The sequence below is a fragment of the Vibrio salinus genome, from assembly GCF_021272385.1.
Lineage (GTDB): Bacteria > Pseudomonadota > Gammaproteobacteria > Enterobacterales > Vibrionaceae > Vibrio > Vibrio salinus.
In genome coordinates this window covers 169,653-188,673 of sequence record NZ_JAJSDZ010000009.1, presented here as the reverse complement: position 1 = coordinate 188,673, position 19,021 = coordinate 169,653, and the positions used below count along the sequence as shown (strand labels likewise).

29 protein-coding genes are annotated in these 19,021 nt (G+C 44.9%); 1 reads left to right on the top strand and 28 read right to left on the bottom strand.

Annotated features, from left to right (window positions below):
- Positions 1-11: 11 nt before the first annotated feature.
- The 25 genes from rplO to motX all read right to left on the bottom strand — a co-directional run bounded on the left by rplO (position 12) and on the right by motX (position 14,358).
- A complete protein-coding gene (rplO, locus tag LRQ06_RS08960) occupies positions 12-446 on the bottom strand; it encodes a 50S ribosomal protein L15 (protein ID WP_232766022.1) in 435 nt (144 codons plus the stop codon).
- A gap of 5 nt (positions 447-451) precedes the next feature.
- Entirely contained in the window at positions 452-628 is a 177-nt protein-coding gene (gene rpmD / locus LRQ06_RS08955) for a 50S ribosomal protein L30 (RefSeq protein ID WP_053438826.1), read from the bottom strand.
- A 7-nt stretch (positions 629-635) separates the two neighbouring features.
- Positions 636-1,136, bottom strand: coding sequence for a 30S ribosomal protein S5 (rpsE, locus tag LRQ06_RS08950; RefSeq protein WP_073579735.1), 501 nt, complete (start codon positions 1,134-1,136; stop codon positions 636-638).
- Positions 1,137-1,150: 14 nt separating this feature from the next.
- A complete protein-coding gene (rplR, locus tag LRQ06_RS08945; RefSeq protein WP_232766021.1) occupies positions 1,151-1,504 on the bottom strand; it encodes a 50S ribosomal protein L18 in 354 nt (117 codons plus the stop codon).
- 9 nt (positions 1,505-1,513) lie between these two features.
- Positions 1,514-2,047 carry a 50S ribosomal protein L6 gene (gene rplF / locus LRQ06_RS08940; RefSeq protein WP_232766020.1) on the bottom strand — a complete coding sequence of 178 codons (534 nt, stop codon included), beginning with the start codon at positions 2,045-2,047 and terminating at the stop codon, positions 1,514-1,516.
- A 15-nt stretch (positions 2,048-2,062) separates the two neighbouring features.
- A complete protein-coding gene (gene rpsH, locus LRQ06_RS08935; RefSeq protein ID WP_232766019.1) occupies positions 2,063-2,455 on the bottom strand; it encodes a 30S ribosomal protein S8 in 393 nt (130 codons plus the stop codon).
- Between the two features lie 29 nt (positions 2,456-2,484).
- Positions 2,485-2,790 carry a 30S ribosomal protein S14 gene (gene rpsN / locus LRQ06_RS08930; RefSeq protein ID WP_232766018.1) on the bottom strand — a complete coding sequence of 102 codons (306 nt, stop codon included), beginning with the start codon at positions 2,788-2,790 and terminating at the stop codon, positions 2,485-2,487.
- A gap of 17 nt (positions 2,791-2,807) precedes the next feature.
- Positions 2,808-3,347, bottom strand: coding sequence for a 50S ribosomal protein L5 (gene rplE, locus LRQ06_RS08925; RefSeq protein WP_232766017.1), 540 nt, complete (start codon positions 3,345-3,347; stop codon positions 2,808-2,810).
- A 14-nt stretch (positions 3,348-3,361) separates the two neighbouring features.
- Complete coding sequence (rplX, locus tag LRQ06_RS08920; protein WP_232766016.1) at positions 3,362-3,676, bottom strand: 50S ribosomal protein L24; 315 nt, start codon at positions 3,674-3,676, stop codon at positions 3,362-3,364.
- A gap of 13 nt (positions 3,677-3,689) precedes the next feature.
- On the bottom strand, positions 3,690-4,061 hold the full coding sequence (gene rplN, locus LRQ06_RS08915; RefSeq protein WP_232766015.1) for a 50S ribosomal protein L14: 372 nt from the start codon (positions 4,059-4,061) through the stop codon (positions 3,690-3,692).
- Positions 4,062-4,219: 158 nt separating this feature from the next.
- Positions 4,220-4,474, bottom strand: a complete 255-nt coding sequence (gene rpsQ, locus LRQ06_RS08910; protein ID WP_232766014.1) for a 30S ribosomal protein S17 — start codon at positions 4,472-4,474, stop codon at positions 4,220-4,222.
- Entirely contained in the window at positions 4,474-4,665 is a 192-nt protein-coding gene (gene rpmC / locus LRQ06_RS08905; protein ID WP_232766013.1) for a 50S ribosomal protein L29, read from the bottom strand. The genes rpsQ and rpmC overlap by 1 nt, the downstream gene beginning before the upstream one ends.
- Positions 4,665-5,075, bottom strand: coding sequence for a 50S ribosomal protein L16 (gene rplP, locus LRQ06_RS08900; RefSeq protein WP_232766012.1), 411 nt, complete (start codon positions 5,073-5,075; stop codon positions 4,665-4,667). Before rplP ends, rpmC begins: the two co-directional genes overlap by 1 nt.
- An 11-nt stretch (positions 5,076-5,086) precedes the next feature.
- A complete protein-coding gene (gene rpsC / locus LRQ06_RS08895) occupies positions 5,087-5,785 on the bottom strand; it encodes a 30S ribosomal protein S3 (protein WP_232766011.1) in 699 nt (232 codons plus the stop codon).
- Between the two features lie 19 nt (positions 5,786-5,804).
- On the bottom strand, positions 5,805-6,137 hold the full coding sequence (rplV, locus tag LRQ06_RS08890; RefSeq protein WP_124938718.1) for a 50S ribosomal protein L22: 333 nt from the start codon (positions 6,135-6,137) through the stop codon (positions 5,805-5,807).
- A 9-nt stretch (positions 6,138-6,146) separates the two neighbouring features.
- Positions 6,147-6,425: a 30S ribosomal protein S19 gene (rpsS, locus tag LRQ06_RS08885; protein WP_004398469.1), complete on the bottom strand. Its 279-nt coding sequence runs from the start codon at positions 6,423-6,425 to the stop codon at positions 6,147-6,149.
- Between the two features lie 20 nt (positions 6,426-6,445).
- Positions 6,446-7,270 (bottom strand): 50S ribosomal protein L2, encoded by an 825-nt coding sequence (rplB, locus tag LRQ06_RS08880; RefSeq protein ID WP_232766010.1) that lies wholly within the window; start codon positions 7,268-7,270, stop codon positions 6,446-6,448.
- Positions 7,271-7,286: 16 nt separating this feature from the next.
- Entirely contained in the window at positions 7,287-7,589 is a 303-nt protein-coding gene (gene rplW, locus LRQ06_RS08875; RefSeq protein ID WP_232766009.1) for a 50S ribosomal protein L23, read from the bottom strand.
- Positions 7,586-8,188: a 50S ribosomal protein L4 gene (rplD, locus tag LRQ06_RS08870; RefSeq protein ID WP_232766008.1), complete on the bottom strand. Its 603-nt coding sequence runs from the start codon at positions 8,186-8,188 to the stop codon at positions 7,586-7,588. The genes rplW and rplD overlap by 4 nt, the downstream gene beginning before the upstream one ends.
- Before the next feature lie 16 nt (positions 8,189-8,204).
- Positions 8,205-8,834, bottom strand: coding sequence for a 50S ribosomal protein L3 (gene rplC / locus LRQ06_RS08865; protein WP_232766007.1), 630 nt, complete (start codon positions 8,832-8,834; stop codon positions 8,205-8,207).
- 14 nt (positions 8,835-8,848) lie between these two features.
- Entirely contained in the window at positions 8,849-9,160 is a 312-nt protein-coding gene (gene rpsJ / locus LRQ06_RS08860) for a 30S ribosomal protein S10 (RefSeq protein ID WP_004410492.1), read from the bottom strand.
- Between the two features lie 329 nt (positions 9,161-9,489).
- Positions 9,490-10,269, bottom strand: a complete 780-nt coding sequence (locus tag LRQ06_RS08855; RefSeq protein WP_232766006.1) for an outer membrane beta-barrel protein — start codon at positions 10,267-10,269, stop codon at positions 9,490-9,492.
- Positions 10,270-10,351: 82 nt separating this feature from the next.
- The gene (gene rlmB / locus LRQ06_RS08850; protein ID WP_232766005.1) at positions 10,352-11,092 is read right to left on the bottom strand and encodes a 23S rRNA (guanosine(2251)-2'-O)-methyltransferase RlmB; all 741 of its coding nucleotides are present in this window, start codon (positions 11,090-11,092) and stop codon (positions 10,352-10,354) included.
- Positions 11,092-13,551, bottom strand: coding sequence for a ribonuclease R (gene rnr, locus LRQ06_RS08845; protein WP_232766004.1), 2,460 nt, complete (start codon positions 13,549-13,551; stop codon positions 11,092-11,094). The genes rlmB and rnr overlap by 1 nt, the downstream gene beginning before the upstream one ends.
- A gap of 171 nt (positions 13,552-13,722) precedes the next feature.
- On the bottom strand, positions 13,723-14,358 hold the full coding sequence (gene motX, locus LRQ06_RS08840) for a flagellar protein MotX (protein ID WP_232766003.1): 636 nt from the start codon (positions 14,356-14,358) through the stop codon (positions 13,723-13,725).
- 338 nt (positions 14,359-14,696) lie between these two features.
- Here motX and LRQ06_RS08835 point away from each other — a divergent pair, with 338 nt between their 5' ends.
- The gene (locus LRQ06_RS08835; protein ID WP_232766002.1) at positions 14,697-15,788 is read left to right on the top strand and encodes a glycerol dehydrogenase; all 1,092 of its coding nucleotides are present in this window, start codon (positions 14,697-14,699) and stop codon (positions 15,786-15,788) included.
- A gap of 74 nt (positions 15,789-15,862) precedes the next feature.
- Here the strand turns inward: LRQ06_RS08835 and LRQ06_RS08830 are convergent, their stop codons facing one another.
- The 3 genes from LRQ06_RS08830 to slyD form a co-directional block, all read right to left on the bottom strand.
- Entirely contained in the window at positions 15,863-17,161 is a 1,299-nt protein-coding gene (locus tag LRQ06_RS08830) for an adenylosuccinate synthase (protein WP_232766001.1), read from the bottom strand.
- Positions 17,162-17,298: 137 nt separating this feature from the next.
- Positions 17,299-18,210 (bottom strand): isoaspartyl peptidase/L-asparaginase, encoded by a 912-nt coding sequence (locus LRQ06_RS08825; RefSeq protein WP_232766000.1) that lies wholly within the window; start codon positions 18,208-18,210, stop codon positions 17,299-17,301.
- 112 nt (positions 18,211-18,322) lie between these two features.
- Positions 18,323-18,928, bottom strand: coding sequence for a peptidylprolyl isomerase (gene slyD / locus LRQ06_RS08820; RefSeq protein WP_232765999.1), 606 nt, complete (start codon positions 18,926-18,928; stop codon positions 18,323-18,325).
- Positions 18,929-19,021: the final 93 nt, after the last annotated feature.

Below are 19,021 nucleotides of genomic sequence, written 5' to 3'. Positions count from 1 at the left end.
GTTCCTCGAGATTATTCCTCGATTTTACCGCCTGCAGCTTCGATTGCAGCTTTAGCGCCTTTTGTCACGCGTAGACCTTTAACAGTCACAGCTTTAGCGATTTCACCAGAAAGAACGATTTTTACATTCTCAATATTTTTAGTGATAACGTTAGCTGCTTTAAGGCTGTTTAGATCAACAACTTCACCTGTTACTTTTGCCAGTTCGCCTAGACGAACTTCAGCAGAAACAAAGCTCTTACGAGATTTGAAACCGAACTTAGGTAAACGTTGTTTCAGAGGCATCTGACCGCCTTCAAAACCTGGACGAACTTTACCGCCAGAACGTGACTTTTGACCTTTGTGACCGCGGCCACCTGTTTTACCAAGGCCAGAACCGATACCACGACCTAAACGCTTTTTAGAAGGTTTAGAACCCGCAGCCGGTGATAGAGTATTCAAACGCATTCTGATTACTCCTCAACTTTAACCATGTAGTAAACCTTGTTGATCATGCCGCGAATACACGGAGTATCTTCAAGTTCTACTGTGTGGTTGATTTTACGAAGGCCCAGACCTTTAAGACACGCTTTGTGCTTTGGTAGGCGACCAATTGAGCTTTTAGTTTGAGTTACTTTAATAGTTGCCATGGTGTTCTTACTCCGAAATAGATTCAACAGTTAGACCACGTTTAGCTGCAACCATTTCTGGTGACTTCATGCTACCCAGAGCATCAATCGTTGCACGAACGATATTGATTGGGTTCGTAGAACCGTATGCTTTAGATAGTACGTTGTGTACACCTGCAACTTCAAGTACAGCACGCATCGCACCACCGGCGATAACACCTGTACCTTCTGCAGCTGGCTGCATGTAAACTTTAGAGCCCGAGTGGCGACCTTTAACCGGGTGGAAAAGGGTACCTTCGTTAAGCGCGATAGTTGTCATATTACGACGCGCTTTTTCCATTGCTTTTTGAATCGCGGCAGGCACTTCACGTGCTTTACCGTAACCGAAACCTACGCGACCATTACCATCACCAACGACAGTCAGTGCGGTGAAGCTCATGATTCGACCACCTTTAACCGTCTTTGATACACGGTTAACAGCGATCAGCTTTTCTTGCAAATCACTAGCTTGTTGTTGTTCTTTAGCCATCTTCCAACCCTACCTTAGAATTTCAGACCAGCTTCGCGAGCAGACTCTGCTAGCGCCGCTACTCGACCGTGGTATTGGAAACCAGAACGATCAAATGCAACTTCTGCAACGCCTTTTTCAAGAGCGCGCTCAGCAATAGCCTTACCGACTACTTTTGCTGCATCAACGTTACCAGTATTCTTAACTTGCTCACGGATCGCTTTTTCTACAGTAGAAGCTGCTGCGATAACCTCAGAGCCGTTAGCTGCAATTACCTGTGCGTACACATGACGAGGAGTACGGTGTACGACTAGGCGAGTTGCACCCAGTTCTGCAATCTTACGACGTGCACGAGTGGCACGACGGATGCGAGATGCTTTCTTATCCATAGCGTTACCTTACTTCTTCTTAGCTTCTTTAACACGCACATATTCATCTGCGTAACGCACACCTTTACCTTTATATGGTTCAGGTTCGCGGTAAGAGCGAATATTCGCAGCCACTTGACCGACCAACTCTTTAGAACAACCAGAAATAACAATTTCAGTTTGAGTTGGACATTCAGCTTTAATGCCTGCTGGTAATTCATGATCAACAGGATGAGAGAAACCTAAAGTCAGAGATACTGAGTTGCCTTTAACAGCAGCACGGTAACCCACACCTTTAAGTTCAAGCTTCTTAGAAAAGCCTTCTGTAACACCTTTAACCATGTTGTTAACTAGAGCACGAGCAGTACCTGCTTGAGCCCATGCGTTAGCAACGCCTTCACGAGGACCAAATGTAAAATGACCGTCTTCCTGAGCGATAACTACCGCGTCATTAAATACGCGAACTAGCTCACCTTTAGGACCTTTTACAGTGATCTCTTGGCCGTTTAATTTCACCTCTACGCCAGCTGGAATAGCGACAGGTGCTTTAGCAACACGAGACATATCCTACTCCTATTATTAAGCTACGTAGCAAATGATTTCACCACCAAGACCTGCTTTACGTGCAGCACGGTCTGACATAAGACCCTTGGAAGTGGAAACAACAGCAACACCCAAACCGCCCATTACAGATGGTAGGTCGTCTTTTTTCTTATAAACGCGCAGACCAGGACGTGATACACGTTTGATTTGCTCGATTACAGGTTTAGCCTGGAAGTACTTAAGAGTAACTTCAAGCTCAGGTTTTGCTTCGCCGTCAACGGCGTAATCTTCGATATAGCCTTCAGCTTTTAGAAGTGCAGCAATTGCAACTTTCAGCTTTGAAGAAGGCATTTTTACAGCAACTTTGTTTGCTGCCTGACCGTTACGAATACGGGTCAGCATATCCGAAATCGGATCTTGCATGCTCATAAACTTTACTCCAAATGATTAAGTGGCAATTACCAGCTAGCCTTACGAAGCCCAGGAATCTCGCCTTTCATGCAAGCTTCACGAACTTTAATACGGCTTAAACCGAACTTACGCAGGTAACCATGTGGACGACCAGTTTGGTTACAACGGTTGCGCTGACGAGATGCACTTGAATCACGTGGAAGTGCTTGCAGTTTAAGAACCGCATTCCAACGCTCTTCTTCAGATGCGTTTACATCGTTAATTGTTGCTTTTAGCGCTGCACGCTTTTCAGCATACTTTGCTACTAGCTTTGCACGTTTTTCTTCACGTGCTTTCATTGATACTTTAGCCATAACAGTAACCCTTCACCTTACTTACGGAATGGGAAGTTAAAGGCAGCCAGCAGAGCACGGCCTTCCTCATCGGATTTCGCAGTTGTCGTGATAGTGATATCAAGACCGCGTACACGATCGACTTTATCGTAGTCGATTTCCGGGAAGATGATTTGCTCGCGAACGCCCATGCTATAGTTACCGCGACCGTCAAAAGACTTAGCGCTAACACCACGGAAGTCACGTACACGTGGAAGAGCAATAGAGATTAAACGCTCTAAGAAATCCCACATACGTTCGCCACGCAAGGTTACTTTACAACCAATTGGGTAGCCTTCACGAATTTTGAAGCCTGCAACAGACTTACGCGCTTTAGTGATAAGTGGCTTTTGACCAGAGATCGTAGCCATATCTGAAGCTGCGTTTTCCAGCAGTTTCTTATCGTTGATTGCTTCACCAACGCCCATGTTTAGGGTGATTTTCTCAATCCTAGGGACTTGCATGACGCTTGAGTAGCTGAACTGTTTGGTCAATTCAGCGACTACAGACGACTTGTAGTAATCATGCAGTTTCGCCATAGTAGAACTCCAAATTACTTAATTGTTTCGCCATTCGATTTGAAGAAACGCACTTTTTTGCCTTCTTCAAAACGGAAACCTACACGGTCTGCTTTACCAGTTGCCGCATTGAAAATTGCAACGTTAGAAGCGTCAATTGCTGCTTCTTTTTCAACGATGCCACCTTGTTGACCTAGAGCCGGAACAGGCTTTTGGTGTTTCTTAACAAGGTTGATACCTTCAACGATAACTTTACCAGTTGTCAGAACCTTAGTTACTTTACCTTTCTTGCCTTTATCTTTACCAGCAAGAACGATGATTTCGTCGTTACGACGGATTTTAGCTGCCATCTTTGAACGCTCCTTACAATACTTCTGGAGCCAGAGATACGATCTTCATAAATTGTGCATTACGAAGTTCGCGAGTCACTGGACCAAAGATACGTGTACCGATTGGTTGCTCTGTATTGTTATTTAGCAATACGCAAGCATTACGGTCGAAGCGAATGACAGAACCGTCTGGACGACGTACGCCTTTACGGGTGCGAACTACCACCGCCTTCAGTACATCACCTTTTTTCACTTTACCGCGAGGAATTGCTTCCTTAACAGTAACTTTGATGATGTCACCGATATGTGCATAACGACGGTGAGAGCCACCCAGAACCTTAATACACATTACGCTGCGGGCGCCTGAGTTATCAGCTGCGTCCAGCATACTTTGCATTTGGATCATGTTAGTGCTCCGCTAAATATTAAAAAACTAGACCCTCTCGGGTCGGGCTGCCTCTTTAAAGGGACGCGAATTGTACCACCCTTTTTTAATAATGGGTAGTCAAAAAATAAGCGGCCCCAAAAATTTTTGGGAGCCGCCTTTGTTATAGAATCAGCAAATTACATTTTCGCTTTTTCTAAAACTTTCACCAAAGTCCAAGATTTAGTCTTAGACAGTGGACGACACTCACGAATTTCAACAGTATCGCCTTGGCTACACTCGTTGTTTTCGTCATGTGCGTGAATTTTGGTCGTGCGTTTTACGAATTTTCCGTAAATTGGATGTTTTACGAAACGTTCGATAGCAACAACAATAGATTTGTCCATTTTGTCGCTAACAACACGGCCTTGTTGAGTACGAATATTGTCGCTCATTATGCGCCTGCCTTCTCAGTCAAAACAGTTTTCACACGTGCGATATCACGGCGTACAGCTTTCAGAGTATGAGTTTGCTGTAGCTGACCAGTTGCTGCCTGCATACGCAGGTTAAACTGTTCACGTAGTAAACCCATAAGCTCAGTATTTAGCTCTTCAACGCTTTTTTCGCGTAGATCTTGTGCTTTCATCACATCACCTGTTTAGTTACAAACGTAGTCTTGAATGGCAGTTTAGCTGCTGCAAGAGCAAATGCTTCACGAGCCAACTCTTCAGGGACACCACCCATTTCGTACATAACCTTTCCAGGTTGGATTTGGGCTACCCAGTACTCAACGTTACCTTTACCTTTACCCTGACGAACTTCAAGCGGTTTTTCTGTGATAGGTTTGTCTGGGAATACACGAATCCAGATTTTACCTTGACGCTTAACGGCACGTGTCATAGCACGACGTGCAGCTTCGATCTGACGAGCAGTTAGACGACCACGGCCTACAGCTTTCAAACCGAAAGTACCGAATGATACTTCAGTACCTTTTGCTAGACCACGGTTACGACCTGTATGAACCTTACGGAACTTTGTACGTTTAGGTTGTAGCATCTGTCGACTCCTTACTTACGGCCTTTACGCTGCTTCTTAGGCTTGTCAGCCTTTGGCTCAACTGCGTTAGCTGCTGGCATTCCACCAAGGATTTCACCTTTGAAGATCCAAACTTTAACGCCGATCACACCGTATTGAGTGTGAGCCGAAGAAGTTGCGTAATCAATATCAGCACGAAGAGTATGTAGAGGCACACGGCCTTCACGATACCATTCAGTACGCGCAATTTCAGCACCGCCTAGACGGCCACTTACTTCTACTTTGATACCTTTAGCGCCTAGACGCATTGCATTTTGTACCGCACGCTTCATTGCACGACGGAACATAACACGACGTTCTAGCTGAGACGCGATGCTATCAGCCACTAACTGGCCATCTAGCTCAGGTTTACGTACTTCAGCGATGTTAATCTGCGCTGGTACACCTGCGATTTTAGCTACAGCTGCGCGTAGCTTCTCAACGTCTTCACCTTTCTTACCGATAACAACACCTGGACGAGCAGTGTGAATAGTCACACGAATACTCTTAGCAGGACGCTCGATAACGATGCGTGATAGAGACGCTTTTGACAATTCCTTAGTCAGGAACTGACGTACCTTGAAGTCGCCGTCTAGGTTGTCAGCGAATTCTTTGGTGTTAGCAAACCATGTAGCATTCCAAGGCTTAACGATGCCCAGACGAATACCATTTGGATGTACTTTCTGACCCATTGCTTACTCTCCTAGTCTCTTAGCGATCTGCGACAACCACAGTAATGTGGCTTGAACGCTTCAAGATACGATCCGCACGACCTTTGGCACGAGGCATAATACGCTTCATGACAGGGCCCTCATCTACGAAGATCTTAGCGACACGTAGGTCGTCAATATCTGCACCTTCGTTGTGCTCCGCGTTAGCGATAGCAGACTCAAGAACTTTCTTCACAAGATCAGCAGCTTTTTTGTTGCTGAAAGTTAGAATTTCTAGCGCTTGGTCAACATTCTTACCGCGGATTAAATCTGCAACTAAGCGAGCTTTCTGAGGAGAAATGCGAGCAAAGTTATGTTTAGCTAAAGCTTCCATTTTCACTCCTTATTTCTTCTTAGCTTTCTTATCCGCAGCGTGACCGCGGTAAGTACGAGTAGGTGCAAATTCGCCCAACTTGTGACCGATCATCTCGTCAGTTACAAAAACTGGAACGTGCTGACGACCATTATGGACAGCGATGGTCAATCCAATCATTGATGGAATGATCATTGAACGACGGGACCAAGTCTTAATAGGCTTTTTGTCTCCGCTTTCCACCGCTTTCTCTACCTTCTTCAGCAAGTGTAGGTCAATAAATGGACCTTTCTTGAGAGAACGTGGCATGGCTTATCCTCTTAAATAGATTACTTATTACGACGACGTACAATGTACTTGTCAGTGCGTTTGTTCTTACGTGTCTTGAAGCCTTTCGTTGGCATACCCCAAGGAGATACTGGGTGACGACCACCAGAAGTACGACCTTCACCACCACCATGTGGGTGGTCAACCGGGTTCATTACAACACCACGTACAGTTGGACGAACACCACGCCAACGTTTAGCACCGGCTTTACCCAGTTCACGTAGCATATGCTCATGGTTACCAACTTCACCGATAGTTGCACGGCCTTCAGAAAGAACTTTACGCATTTCACCAGAACGTAGACGGATAGTTACGTATGCACCATCACGAGCAACGATTTGCGCGTATGCACCAGCAGAACGAGCTAGCTGAGCACCTTTACCTGGTTTAAGTTCAACATTGTGAACTGTAGAACCTACAGGGATATTACGCATAGGAAGCGTGTTACCTGCTTTAATTGGTGCATCAACACCAGACTGGATTGAATCACCAGCTTGGATGCCTTTTGGTGCGATGATGTAACGACGTTCACCATCTGCATATAGTACTAGAGCGATGTTCGCGCTACGGTTTGGATCGTATTCAATACGCTCAACCTTAGCTGGGATACCATCTTTAGTACGTTTAAAGTCGATTACACGGTAGTGTTGTTTATGACCGCCACCAATGTGACGAACAGTAATACGACCGTTGTTGTTACGACCACCGTTTTTAGAGTTTTTCTCTAGAAGTGGTGCATAAGGCTTACCTTTGTAAAGGTCAGCGTTAACAACTTTAACTACGTGACGACGACCAGCCGAAGTCGGCTTACATTTAACAATAGCCATTTTTCAACTACTCCTGTTATTCCGCGCCGCCAACAAAGTCAAGATCTTGACCTTCTTTCAAAGTAACGTACGCTTTTTTAACGTCGCTACGGCGACCCTGGCGTAGACCTTGACGTTTGGTCTTACCCTTAGTGATAAGGGTATTTACAGATTCAACTTCAACTTCAAATAGTTTTTCTACCGCTGCTTTGATCTCTTTTTTAGTTGCATCGATTGATACTTTAAAAACAACTGTGTTTGCTTTTTCGGCAACCAATGTCGCTTTTTCAGAGATATGTGGAGCACGTAGAACTTTTAGTAGACGCTCTTCACTGATCATGCCAGCATCTCCTCAACTTGCTTAACTGCGGCTGCAGTCATTAGAACCTTGTCAAACGCGATTAAGCTAACAGGGTCAATACCCGCAGCGTCACGTACGTCAACTTTATACAGGTTACGCGCAGCTAAGAATAGATTCTCGTCTACTTCGCCAGTAACGATAAGAACATCGTTAAGTTCAAGTTCTTTAAGCTTAGCTACTAGCTCTTTAGTTTTTGGTGCTTCTACTGAGAAGTTATCAACAACGATTAAACGTTCTTGACGAACCAGCTCAGAAAGAATTGCTTTCATAGCACCGCGGTACATTTTTTTGTTTACTTTTTGGCTGTGATCCTGTGGTTTCGCAGCAAAAGTAACACCACCTGTACGCCAGATTGGGCTACGAATTGTACCAGCACGTGCACGGCCAGTACCTTTTTGACGCCATGGTTTAGCGCCGCCGCCAGAAACTTCTGAACGTGTTTTTTGAGCACGAGTACCTTGACGAGCACCTGCTGCAAATGCAACAACTACTTGATGAACAAGAGCTTCGTTGAACTCACGTCCGAAAGTAGTTTCGGAAACAGTTAGTGCGTCAGCACCTTTAACCATCAATTCCATTACTTACTCCTAGACGTTATGCTTTAACAGCTGGTTTAACGATCACGTTAGCGCCAGTTGAGCCTGGGACTGCACCTTTAATAAGAAGCAGATTGCGCTCAGCGTCAACACGTACGATCTCCAGGTTCTGAGTCGTTACACGCTCATCACCCATGTGACCTGCCATTTTCTTGCCTTTAAATACGCGACCTGGAGTCTGACATTGACCGATAGAACCAGGAGCACGGTGAGACAATGAGTTACCGTGAGTCATATCTTGAGTACGGAAATTCCAGCGCTTAACAGCACCCTGGAAACCTTTACCTTTCGATGTACCAGTAACGTCTACTTTCTTGATTTCATTGAAAAGTTCAACTTTCAGCTCAGCGCCAATTTCAAACTCTTCACCGTTTTCTAAACGGAATTCCCACAAACCGTTACCAGCTTCAACACCTGCTTTCGCATAGTGACCAGCTTCTGGTTTTGTTACACGGCTTGCTTTTTTAGCGCCTGCAGTAACCTGGATTGCAGCATAACCATCGCTTTCAAGTGTTTTAACTTGAGTTACGCGGTTGTTTTGCACTTCAACAACAGTTACTGGGATAGAAACGCCTTCTTCAGTAAAAACGCGGGTCATACCCACTTTACGTCCGACTAGACCAATCATTCTTCTAATCTCCCTTAACCTAGGCTGATTTGTACATCTACGCCAGCAGCTAGATCTAGACGCATCAATGCATCAACAGTTTTATCTGTTGGTTCAACGATATCGATTAGACGCTTGTGAGTACGGATTTCGTACTGATCACGAGCTTTCTTGTTGACGTGTGGAGAGATAAGAACAGTGAAACGTTCTTTACGGGTAGGCAGTGGGATTGGACCACGAACCTGTGCGCCGGTACGTTTTGCTGTTTCAACGATTTCCGCTGTAGAAGCATCGATCAATTTGTAATCGAAAGCTTTAAGGCGGATACGGATACGTTGGTTCTGCATGAGACAGAGCTCCAATTCTAATTAAATTACACAAACAATATCGCCACTCTGACTCACTTTCTTTTCAAAATGAGAGAATGTCGATTGATTTATGTGAAACCGTAGCACCCAAATCGGGCGCGTTGTCAGCTAATAGATGATTAACTCACTTGAGCTAAATTTTAATTAACTGCGAACATAAGCTGAGTATACATTACTAGGCCGGGCCTACTCCTCGCTGCTCATTGGTTCACAACTGACATAACGTCAGTGGGGGCGTATTATACAGACTTACGAATGACTTGCAAGCACTGAATAAAAAACAAACAACACCAGAAACACTTTTAGAGTCAGAAACCAAATCGGATTTTTATACCCAATTCTTCCGTGGTATTTTTCGGCTCAATATACGCCTGATTTCCCACAACCCTACGGTCTGATGAATCGATATTCCAGTAGTTAATATAAGGTGTAATCCCGACAGAAGAAATGGCTCCCCATTGCAATGGTGTTTCAAGGGAAACTGACCCTCTGAGTCCATAACCACTGGTTTGTTCAAACGTTAAATCATAACCGGTAACGTACCCGGTTTCGGAACGGTTATGTCCGTATACAAGGTAGTCATATTCTAGATTTGTTTTAATAGCCCAACCATTAACGGCGGATTGCCAAAAAACGCCGACAGGGATATATACGTAATCCTGAGTCCGTTCATAGCCCCAATTCCCTGTTGTGGTTAGTCTTCCGGAAGATTTATCAACTAATCTGCGAAGTCCCAGTCCGGTATATGGGGTAACTAAAGCACCGCTACCCGGCATATCCACTCCCAGCATGCCTCTTAATTCGTAGATGTAGTTAGGAATTCCATCATCTGAACCAGTTGATGTGCTGGTGTAATCCAAATTGCCTTTCTGATAGCTTCCTTCCAACCGGTACATCAACCCTTCATTTCGAAGGGTTAAATTTGCGCCGATACCAATCAACGTTCCCTTCAGGCTCATTATAGATGGCTCTTTATAACTGTAATCCGATGCAAGCAGGTCAACATCAAATTGCGCCTCAGACGCCAGAGCCTGCACCGAAATTAATGTCAGAAACACCGAAGAAAATAAATAGGTTCTTTTTTTCATCTCAAGCCACTCAATCCTTTACAGATCGTATAAGCCTTTCAAACAATGGTAACCGGTTAAGGAATCGATCATCGGACGGCTTCTACTTTTCTAATCTCTGGCGAACCGCTTCAAACAGGCAAATCCCCGTAGCAACGGATACATTCAGACTGGATACACTTCCTGCCATTGGAATCTTAATTAAATCATCACAGGTTTCACGAGTCAGACGGCGCATACCATCGCCTTCGGCGCCCATCACGATAGCAAGCGGCCCCGTCAGATTTGACTGGTAAATATTCTGTGTCGCTTCGCCGGCTGTACCGACAAACCAGATACCTTTTTCCTGTAAAGCCCGCATCGTACGAGCCAGGTTCGTCACCCGGATCAAAGGCACCGTTTCTGCCGCGCCACAGGCTACTTTACTGACCGTTGCAGTCATTGGTGCAGATTTATCCTTAGGTACAACAACAGCCGCAACGCCCGCTGCATCCGCATTTCTCAGGCATGCGCCTAAATTATGAGGGTCGGTCACACCATCTAACACCAGTAATAACGGTTTTTCGGTACGTTCCAGGATGTCATCAAGATCATATTCGTTCAGAGCCTTCGCCGGCTTAACTCTGGCGATAATCCCCTGATGGTTAGCTCCCCGAGCTTTGTCATCAAGAGTTTTTCTTCCCATTTGTTGAATGGAAATACCCATTTTTTGCAGCTGATTAATCACCGGCATCAAACGTTCATCATGACGGCCTTTCAAAACAAATGCTTCAATCAACCGGTCTGGGCTTTTGTCCAATACCGCATTAATTGCATGGATGCCGTATATAAATTCGTTACTCATTATTTACCTTTTCTTGCCGCTTTTGACTGCTTTTTTTTCGCTTTTTTCTTACGGGCTTTTTCTGCCGGTTTTTTCTTACGTGACTTAGACTTACTACTTTCACTATCCTTTCGTTCGGAGCTATCCGGCCGGAGTGTCGGTTCGATAAAAGGTACCGCTTTATTTTTGGCGGCAGCTTTTTTTCCACGAACTTTGGCCCGGGCTTCTGCTGCCCTTTTCTTCGCCGTTTTGCCCTTGCCACGTAACTGACGGCTGGTATCCGTCAGTTCAAAATCGATGTGCCGTTCATCCAGATTCACGGCAAGAACTTTCACTTTTACGGAGTCTCCCAGCCGGTAAATATGGCCAAAACTTTCACCAATCAGCCGCTGCCCGATAGGATCAAACTGATAATAATCGTTCGCTAGTGTAGAGATATGTACCAATCCGTCAATATGTAATTCGGTCAGCCGGACAAAGAAACCAAAACCGGTAACGTTAGCAATGACACCTTCTAACTCTTCGCCGACATGGTCTTGCATATACTCACATTTCAGCCAGTCTGATACTTCCCGGGTCGCATCATCGGCCCGGCGCTCAGTCATTGAACACTGTTCACCATAATAATCCATATCATCAAATCCATAATGATATCCTCCGGTCGGTGTCCAGCGATCCGTATTATGACCGTCTTGTTTAGCAATCAGATATTTTATGGCTCTATGAAGCAGCAAGTCCGGATAACGGCGAATTGGAGAGGTAAAGTGAGCATAACGTTTCAATGCCAGACCGAAATGGCCGCAATTGTCAGCATTATAAACCGCCTGCTTCATCGACCGGAGCAACATGGTTCCGATTAATTCACTGTCAGGCCGATTTTTGATCAATTTCATTAAAGCCGCATAATCGGTCGGAGCCGGCTCAAGCCCACCGGCAAGATTTAAGCCCAGCTCACCAAGAAAATCTCTGAATCCGGTAAGACGCTCTTCTCCCGGAGACTCATGTATACGGTACAATGCAGGCTCTTTCGCTTTTTCCACAAAAGAAGCCGAAGCAATATTGGCCAGTATCATACATTCTTCAATCAGCTTATGCGCGTCATTACGGATAACGGGCTCAATGCTTTCTATCTTACGCTGTGCATTAAAGATAAATTTGGTTTCAACCGTTTCAAACTCAATGGCACCACGCTGCTCTCTGGCCACTTTCAACACCTGATACATACGGTGCAACTCTTCAAGATGCGGGATGATATCCGAGTAACGCTCCCTAAGCTCTGCATCACCATCCAGTATTGCAGCCACTTTGGTATACGTTAATCTGGCATGCGAATTCATCACTGCTTCATAATGTTTATATCCGGAAAGCCGACCGTTTTCTGAAATGGTCATTTCACAAACCATACATAACCGATCAACCTGAGGATTCAGAGAACATAGCCCATTGGATAAAACTTCCGGTAACATTGGCACAACCTGAGAAGGAAAGTAAACCGAGTTACCACGGTTAATCGCTTCCTTATCAAGGGCAGTGTCTGTCCGGACATAATAGCTCACGTCAGCAATCGCAACCCACAGACGCCATCCGCCTGTTTTTTTCGCTTCACAAAAAACCGCATCATCAAAATCCCGGGCATCTTCTCCGTCGATAGTAACCAAAGGCAAGTCACGTAAATCCACCCGGCCGGTTTTCGCCTTCTCAGGCACTTCATTACCGAACTGCCTGACCTGAAGTTCAACTTCTTCCGGCCATTCATGGGGAATCTGATGTGTTCTTATCGCAATCTGGGTTTCCATCCCGGGAGCCATATTTTCTCCCAAGACTTCAACCACTCTGCCCATCATACCTCGACCCCGGCCACCCCGGTCCGTAATTTCGATGACAACCACATTCCCCATCCGGGCACCGGATTTATGCTCATCAGGAATCAGAATATCGTGACTGATCCGGGAATCGTCAGGAACAACATAAGAGTACCCCTGTTCAAAAAAGAACCGTCCTACGATCTGGTCATTTCGCTCTTCTAATATCCGGACCAACCGGCCTTCTTTGCGTCCTCTTTTATCCTTACCTGTCGGCTGAACCAAAACAAAGTCACCATGAATTAACGTCCGCATCTGGTGGTGAGGCAATAGGATATCAGCATCTTTACCGGTGACACCATCAGGCCTTACCCACCCATGTCCATCTTTGTGCCCGATCACATATCCTTTGATCATCTCCAGCTTATCAGGAAGCGCGTAACACTGACGCCTTGTAAAAACAAGCTGCCCATCACGTTCCATTGCCCGCAAGCGACGCCGGAGTCCTTCATATTGTTCTTCGCCGGAAAGCTCCAATGCTTCAAACAGGTCATTCCGGTTCATCGGAACATTCGCCTGCTTCAGAAAGTCTAAAATAAACTCCCGGCTCGGTATTGGATTTTCATAATTACTTGCTTCGCGATCGGCATAAGGATCATTTTGAATCGTGTCAGACATATAGGATTCCAGGTAGGTCTTGCGTTAGTAAACGACTACGTTTAGGTATCTACTCTAAACACTAATTAGGATATATCAATAAATATAGTCAGAAATAGCTACGATTTGTGATAAATCAGTAGCTTATTTTAAAGAGATGTTTGAAAAGATGAAAAGCTTAAAATTGGTCCTTTACCAAAACGTTTCCCGCGTCTTCGCCCGGGCGATGATATTTTGAGGCATACGCTCTGCCAAACCTTTTCTCAGTAACGCAATTCGTTTGTGCATTCTGGTATCGGCGGTAACAGAGTGATAAAGCCAACGGTAAGCATCTTCAAAATCAAGCGGGCTACCATAATTACGCAACAATAATTCGGCCAGTTGAATACGGGCATTCAGATTGCCCATCGCTGATGCTTCTCGAAGATAAGGTATTGCCCGCTCTTTGTCCTGCTGGACCAGAATTCCGTTAGCATAGTAACTTCCCAAACGTTCTAGTGCAGCGGGTAATCCCTGATGAGCAGCGCTTTCCATGTAATAGATACCCAGATCAACATCCTGATCAACACAAACCCCCCAGGCAAGCATATCCCCATAAAGAAATTCATAAGATGGCAGATTAATGCGGGTGGCACGCGCAACAATATCTTCAACCAGCTGACACTTATCGGCTTTGATTCGTTCCAGATGTTTATTCTGATTAATTAATTTTATTAGTTCAGCTTCGGAATAAATGGGCACAGGCGCTCCAACATCCGCCACATCAGCAGAATATACCGAAGCACTTGTCAGCAATAATAACGAAACCGCCACTTTCCGTAGCATCATAGCCGTACTCTTATTTGGAATTAAAACCTGTTCATCACCCACAGCAGTCCGGGTTCAGATACTCTATCGGCTTAGCTTAACCAGACTTTAGCACAAAATTTATGTGAACAAAAAACAACCAACTCAATTTCATTGTAGCCGACAGAAAACAAAATACTGTCTCACCCCCGCTTATGATGCACGTTACTCATGTTGAACTAACCCAAAAAATGAGCAGTTAGTCACATAGTAAATCAGTAGCACTACCCCTGGAAACGGAGAGGTAGTTAGATAAGCCCCATAAATTTAATAAAAATAATTAGTTACCAATAAACGTTTATAAACAAAGGTATAAAAATATGCTAAATCTGATGAGAGCACCTGCAAAATATGTACAGGGGAAAGATGCTTTTCTTGAAACAAATGAAAATACGAAGGAATTAGGAAAGTCCTTTCTCTTTGTGTGCAGTAACAGTGGTTATAAACAAGGGAAACCTAAAGTCGAGCAAAGCTTTGCCGGAACCAATGTAAAACTGATTTTTGAAGTATTCAGTGGTATCAGTTCAACAGGCGAAATAAAACGGATACAAAACATAATACGGGAAAACAAAATTGAAGTCGTCGGTGCCATCGGTGGTGGGAGCGCAATTGATACCGCAAAAGCTGCAGCATACTACGAAGGACTGCCTGTTGTTATCATGCCAACCGTTGTCGCTACTGATGCGCCGTGTACTGGACTTTCCGTTATTTACAACGATGATGGCACATTCAATCAGTACATCTTCTACCCTAAAAATCCGGATGCTGTCATTGTCGACTCATCCATTATTGCCAAAGCGCCGGTGAAATTTCTTATCGCAGGAATGGGAGATGCGCTCGGTACCTATTTCGAAGCCAGGGCCTGTTATCAGACAAACTCGCCAAGTCTTGAAAATGGTGGCATTACCAAATCAGCCATGGCGCTTTGCAAACTCTGCTATGAAACGTTGTTGAATGATGGGTATAAAGCAAAAGTATCTGTTGAACAAGGCTTGCTGACCCCAGCGGTAGAATCCATCATAGAAGCCAATACTTATTTGAGTGGTGTTGGTGCAGATAATGGCGGATTAGCTGTTTCTCATTCCGTATATAATGGATTTACCGCTTTGGAAGAATGCGAAGATACCATGCACGGAAGCCTGGTCGCCTTCGGTACAATCGCTCAACTGATTCTGGAAAATGCATCCATGGAAGAAATCAACCAGGTGATTCGTTTCTGTTTGTCCGTTGGACTACCAGTAACATTAAAGGATATCGGTGTGACCAATCCTGAACGAGTTCATATTGCAGCAGAAAAAGCCTGCGCTGAAGGCGAAACCATTCACAATATGCTGGGTGATGTAACACCCGATCAATTATTCGATGCTCTGCTCACCGCTGATGCTATCGGAAACGATTTTGTTGAATATTAAAAAATATATTGTTTAAAAATAAAAAACCGGTGACTGTATCACCGGCTTTTTAATCAAACGATCAGTTCAGAGGCTTAAACACTGAACGGATGGACTTTGATAATGGTTTCTTTACGGTCAGGACCCGTAGAAATAATATCAACCGGAACCCCTGTCAGCTCTTCAATTCGTTTAATGTAGTTGAGAGCCGCCTGAGGTAATTGATCTAAAGATGTTACACCAAATGTGACTTCAGACCAGCCTGGCATTGTTTCATAAACAGGAATCAAGCCTTCGTATGCATCCGCAGCCAGTGGCGATACTTCAGCGGTCGAACCGTCTTTCATTTTGTAGCCTGTACAAATTTTTATTTCATCCAGGCCATCTAAAACATCCAGTTTAGTCAGACAGAAACCAGTCACTGAGTTCAGCTGAATGGCGCGACGCAATGCAACAGCATCAAACCAGCCACAACGACGTCTCCGGCCGGTTGTTGCTCCAAACTCTGCACCTTTTGTGCTTAAATGATCACCAACTGCATCATCCAGTTCAGTTGGGAACGGGCCTGCGCCAACACGGGTACAGTACGCTTTTACAATTCCCAGAATATAGCCTAAATGGCATGGGCCGAAACCGGAACCGGCAGCAACGCCACCTGCCGTCGTATTTGATGAGGTAACATACGGGTAAGTACCGTGGTCGATGTCAAGCAACGTGCCCTGAGCACCTTCAAACATGACTTTATCACCACGTTTACGGGCCGCATCCAATTCATCAGTCACATCAATAACCATGGATGTCAGCAGATCAGCGTAACCCAATGCCTGCTCAAGAACCTCTTCATAGCTAACCGGATCTGCTTTGTAGAAATTCACTAACTGGAAGTTATGGTATTCCATGACTTCTTTTAATTTATTGGCAAACTCAGCTTTATCAAACAAATCACCAACACGTAATCCACGGCGAGCCACTTTGTCTTCATAAGCAGGTCCGATACCACGACCGGTCGTACCGATGGCTTTCTTACCACGAGCAGCTTCTCTGGCCTGGTCCAAAGCAATATGATATGGCAGTATCAAAGGACATGCTTCTGAAACAGACAAACGTTCGCGAACCGGAATACCACGAGCTTCGAGGGCTTCCATCTCATGAATAAGGGCATCGGGTGAAAGAACCACACCATTACCGATAATACATTTCACATTATCACGTAAAACGCCGGATGGAATTAAATGAAGAACGGTTTTTTCACCGTCAATGACCAGAGTATGACCTGCATTGTGTCCGCCTTGGTAACGAACAACATACTTTGCTTCTTCAGTTAGCAGATCAACAATTTTTCCTTTTCCTTCGTCACCCCACTGGGTGCCTAAAACAACTACGTTATTTCCCATCTTTCCAAGTCTGATTGCTAGTTAAAAATGGATTCTAGCATCGATAGTCATCTTATGCAGTCATTTTTTAAGCATAAATATGTAATAAAAAAATAACTAAATCGTCTATAGCGCATATTCAATAGCTTAAAACCCTATTATTTACTAACAGCCACATCTACCGTCAATAAACCATGAATATCAACACTTGCCCGATACATGCCGGCACCAGTCGAAAGGTTGAAAATATGACCCTGTTTATCCACAACAATCAGACTCACTTTCTTTTTCAGAGTACTCAGATAGGAATGTATTATCTTCTCATATTGCCGGACGGAAAAGGCCTCCGAAGAAATTAAAAGGTTCGCTATCACCGCAGACGCACCGGGAGTAATACTCTCACCATTGTCACTGTGTACAACGATCGCAAATGGCCCCTGAACAAACGCGGAACTACCGACAAGTGCCGGATACCCCATCAGGCCAGTACAACGGTTCGCATCACCTCCGGAACTGGCAGCAACGGCCAGATCATTATCCTTATCCAACGCGACGGCACTCACCATTCCACATAAAGCCGGTGAAGAAGATCCATCGTTGGACTTGATTCTCATCAGCTCTTCGTATCTTTCATCCGTAAAAAAATAATCCTGTTCCGTGTATGCAAACTCATGCTTAAATGCAAAGACCTCAGCACCTTCTGAATACATCACCGTATCGGGATGCTTCTGCAATAACGTCTGAGCCAGCCTGACCGGGTTTTGTATATGACGGATACCGGAAACGGCCGCAAATCGCTCTGCCATGATGAACGCATCCATCTCAACCATTTCATTTGCAGTCAGAGCCGACCCTTTACCGGCATTAAAACCCGGCGTATTTTCCAATTCCGCGATGACCCGGCTCACGACTTCTGTCGCCGAATAACTCTGCTTTAGCAACTCATACCCCATCGAGGCAGCTTTACCCAACTCCTGCTTTATGTATTGTCCAAATTCCGGCGTTTTGTCTGTCATATCATTCAGACAACCGCCCTGAACCGCAAAAGCTATATTAGTAACGGAATTCATGAGCCAATCTTTTCCTCTCTAACTAAAAACACCTGCCTATTATCTAAGCAGGTGTCTTTTCTGCCCTGTCTCAAATCAGATTACAGAGCCCTAAATGGAAGGAAGTCAGTAATTAGTGGCAACCACAGCCACCTTCACCATTCCCCTTTCCGCCACAGCAACCTTCTTCTTCATCGTGTTCATGGCCACCACAGCATTCATCACCATGACCTCCACAACAGCCTTCGTCACCATGGTCATGTCCACAACCACCAGCCTGATGAAGGTGCCCATGCGCTTTTTCGTCATCAGTCGCTTCACGAAGAGCAACCACTTCAACATCAAATGTCAACGTTTGACCTGCAAGCATGTGGTTACCGTCAACAACCACTTCTTCACCATCAACTTCTGTAATTTCGACCGGGATCTGTCCCTGATCGGTATCCGCGATAAAACGCATTCCGACTTCAAGCTGATCAACACCCTGGAAAACATTAGCCGGTACACGCTGAACTAATGCTTCATTGTGTTCACCATAAGCATCTTCAGGGGCAATAACGGCTGTGAATTTATCACCGGTCACTTTGCCTTCCAGCTCTTTTTCCAAACCGGTAATCAGGTTGCTGTGTCCATGCAGATAATCTAATGGTGCATCAACTGTTGACTGATCGACAACAACGCCATCATCCAGTTTCAGTTGATAGGCAAGGCTAACAACAACGTTCTTTTCAATTTTCATACGAGCTCCAGGGCATTAAGTGCATTTAAAGTAACTCGACAGTGGCGAGTCTAAACTAAAGCGATATTATGAAGGACTGTAGCAGAAACTCAA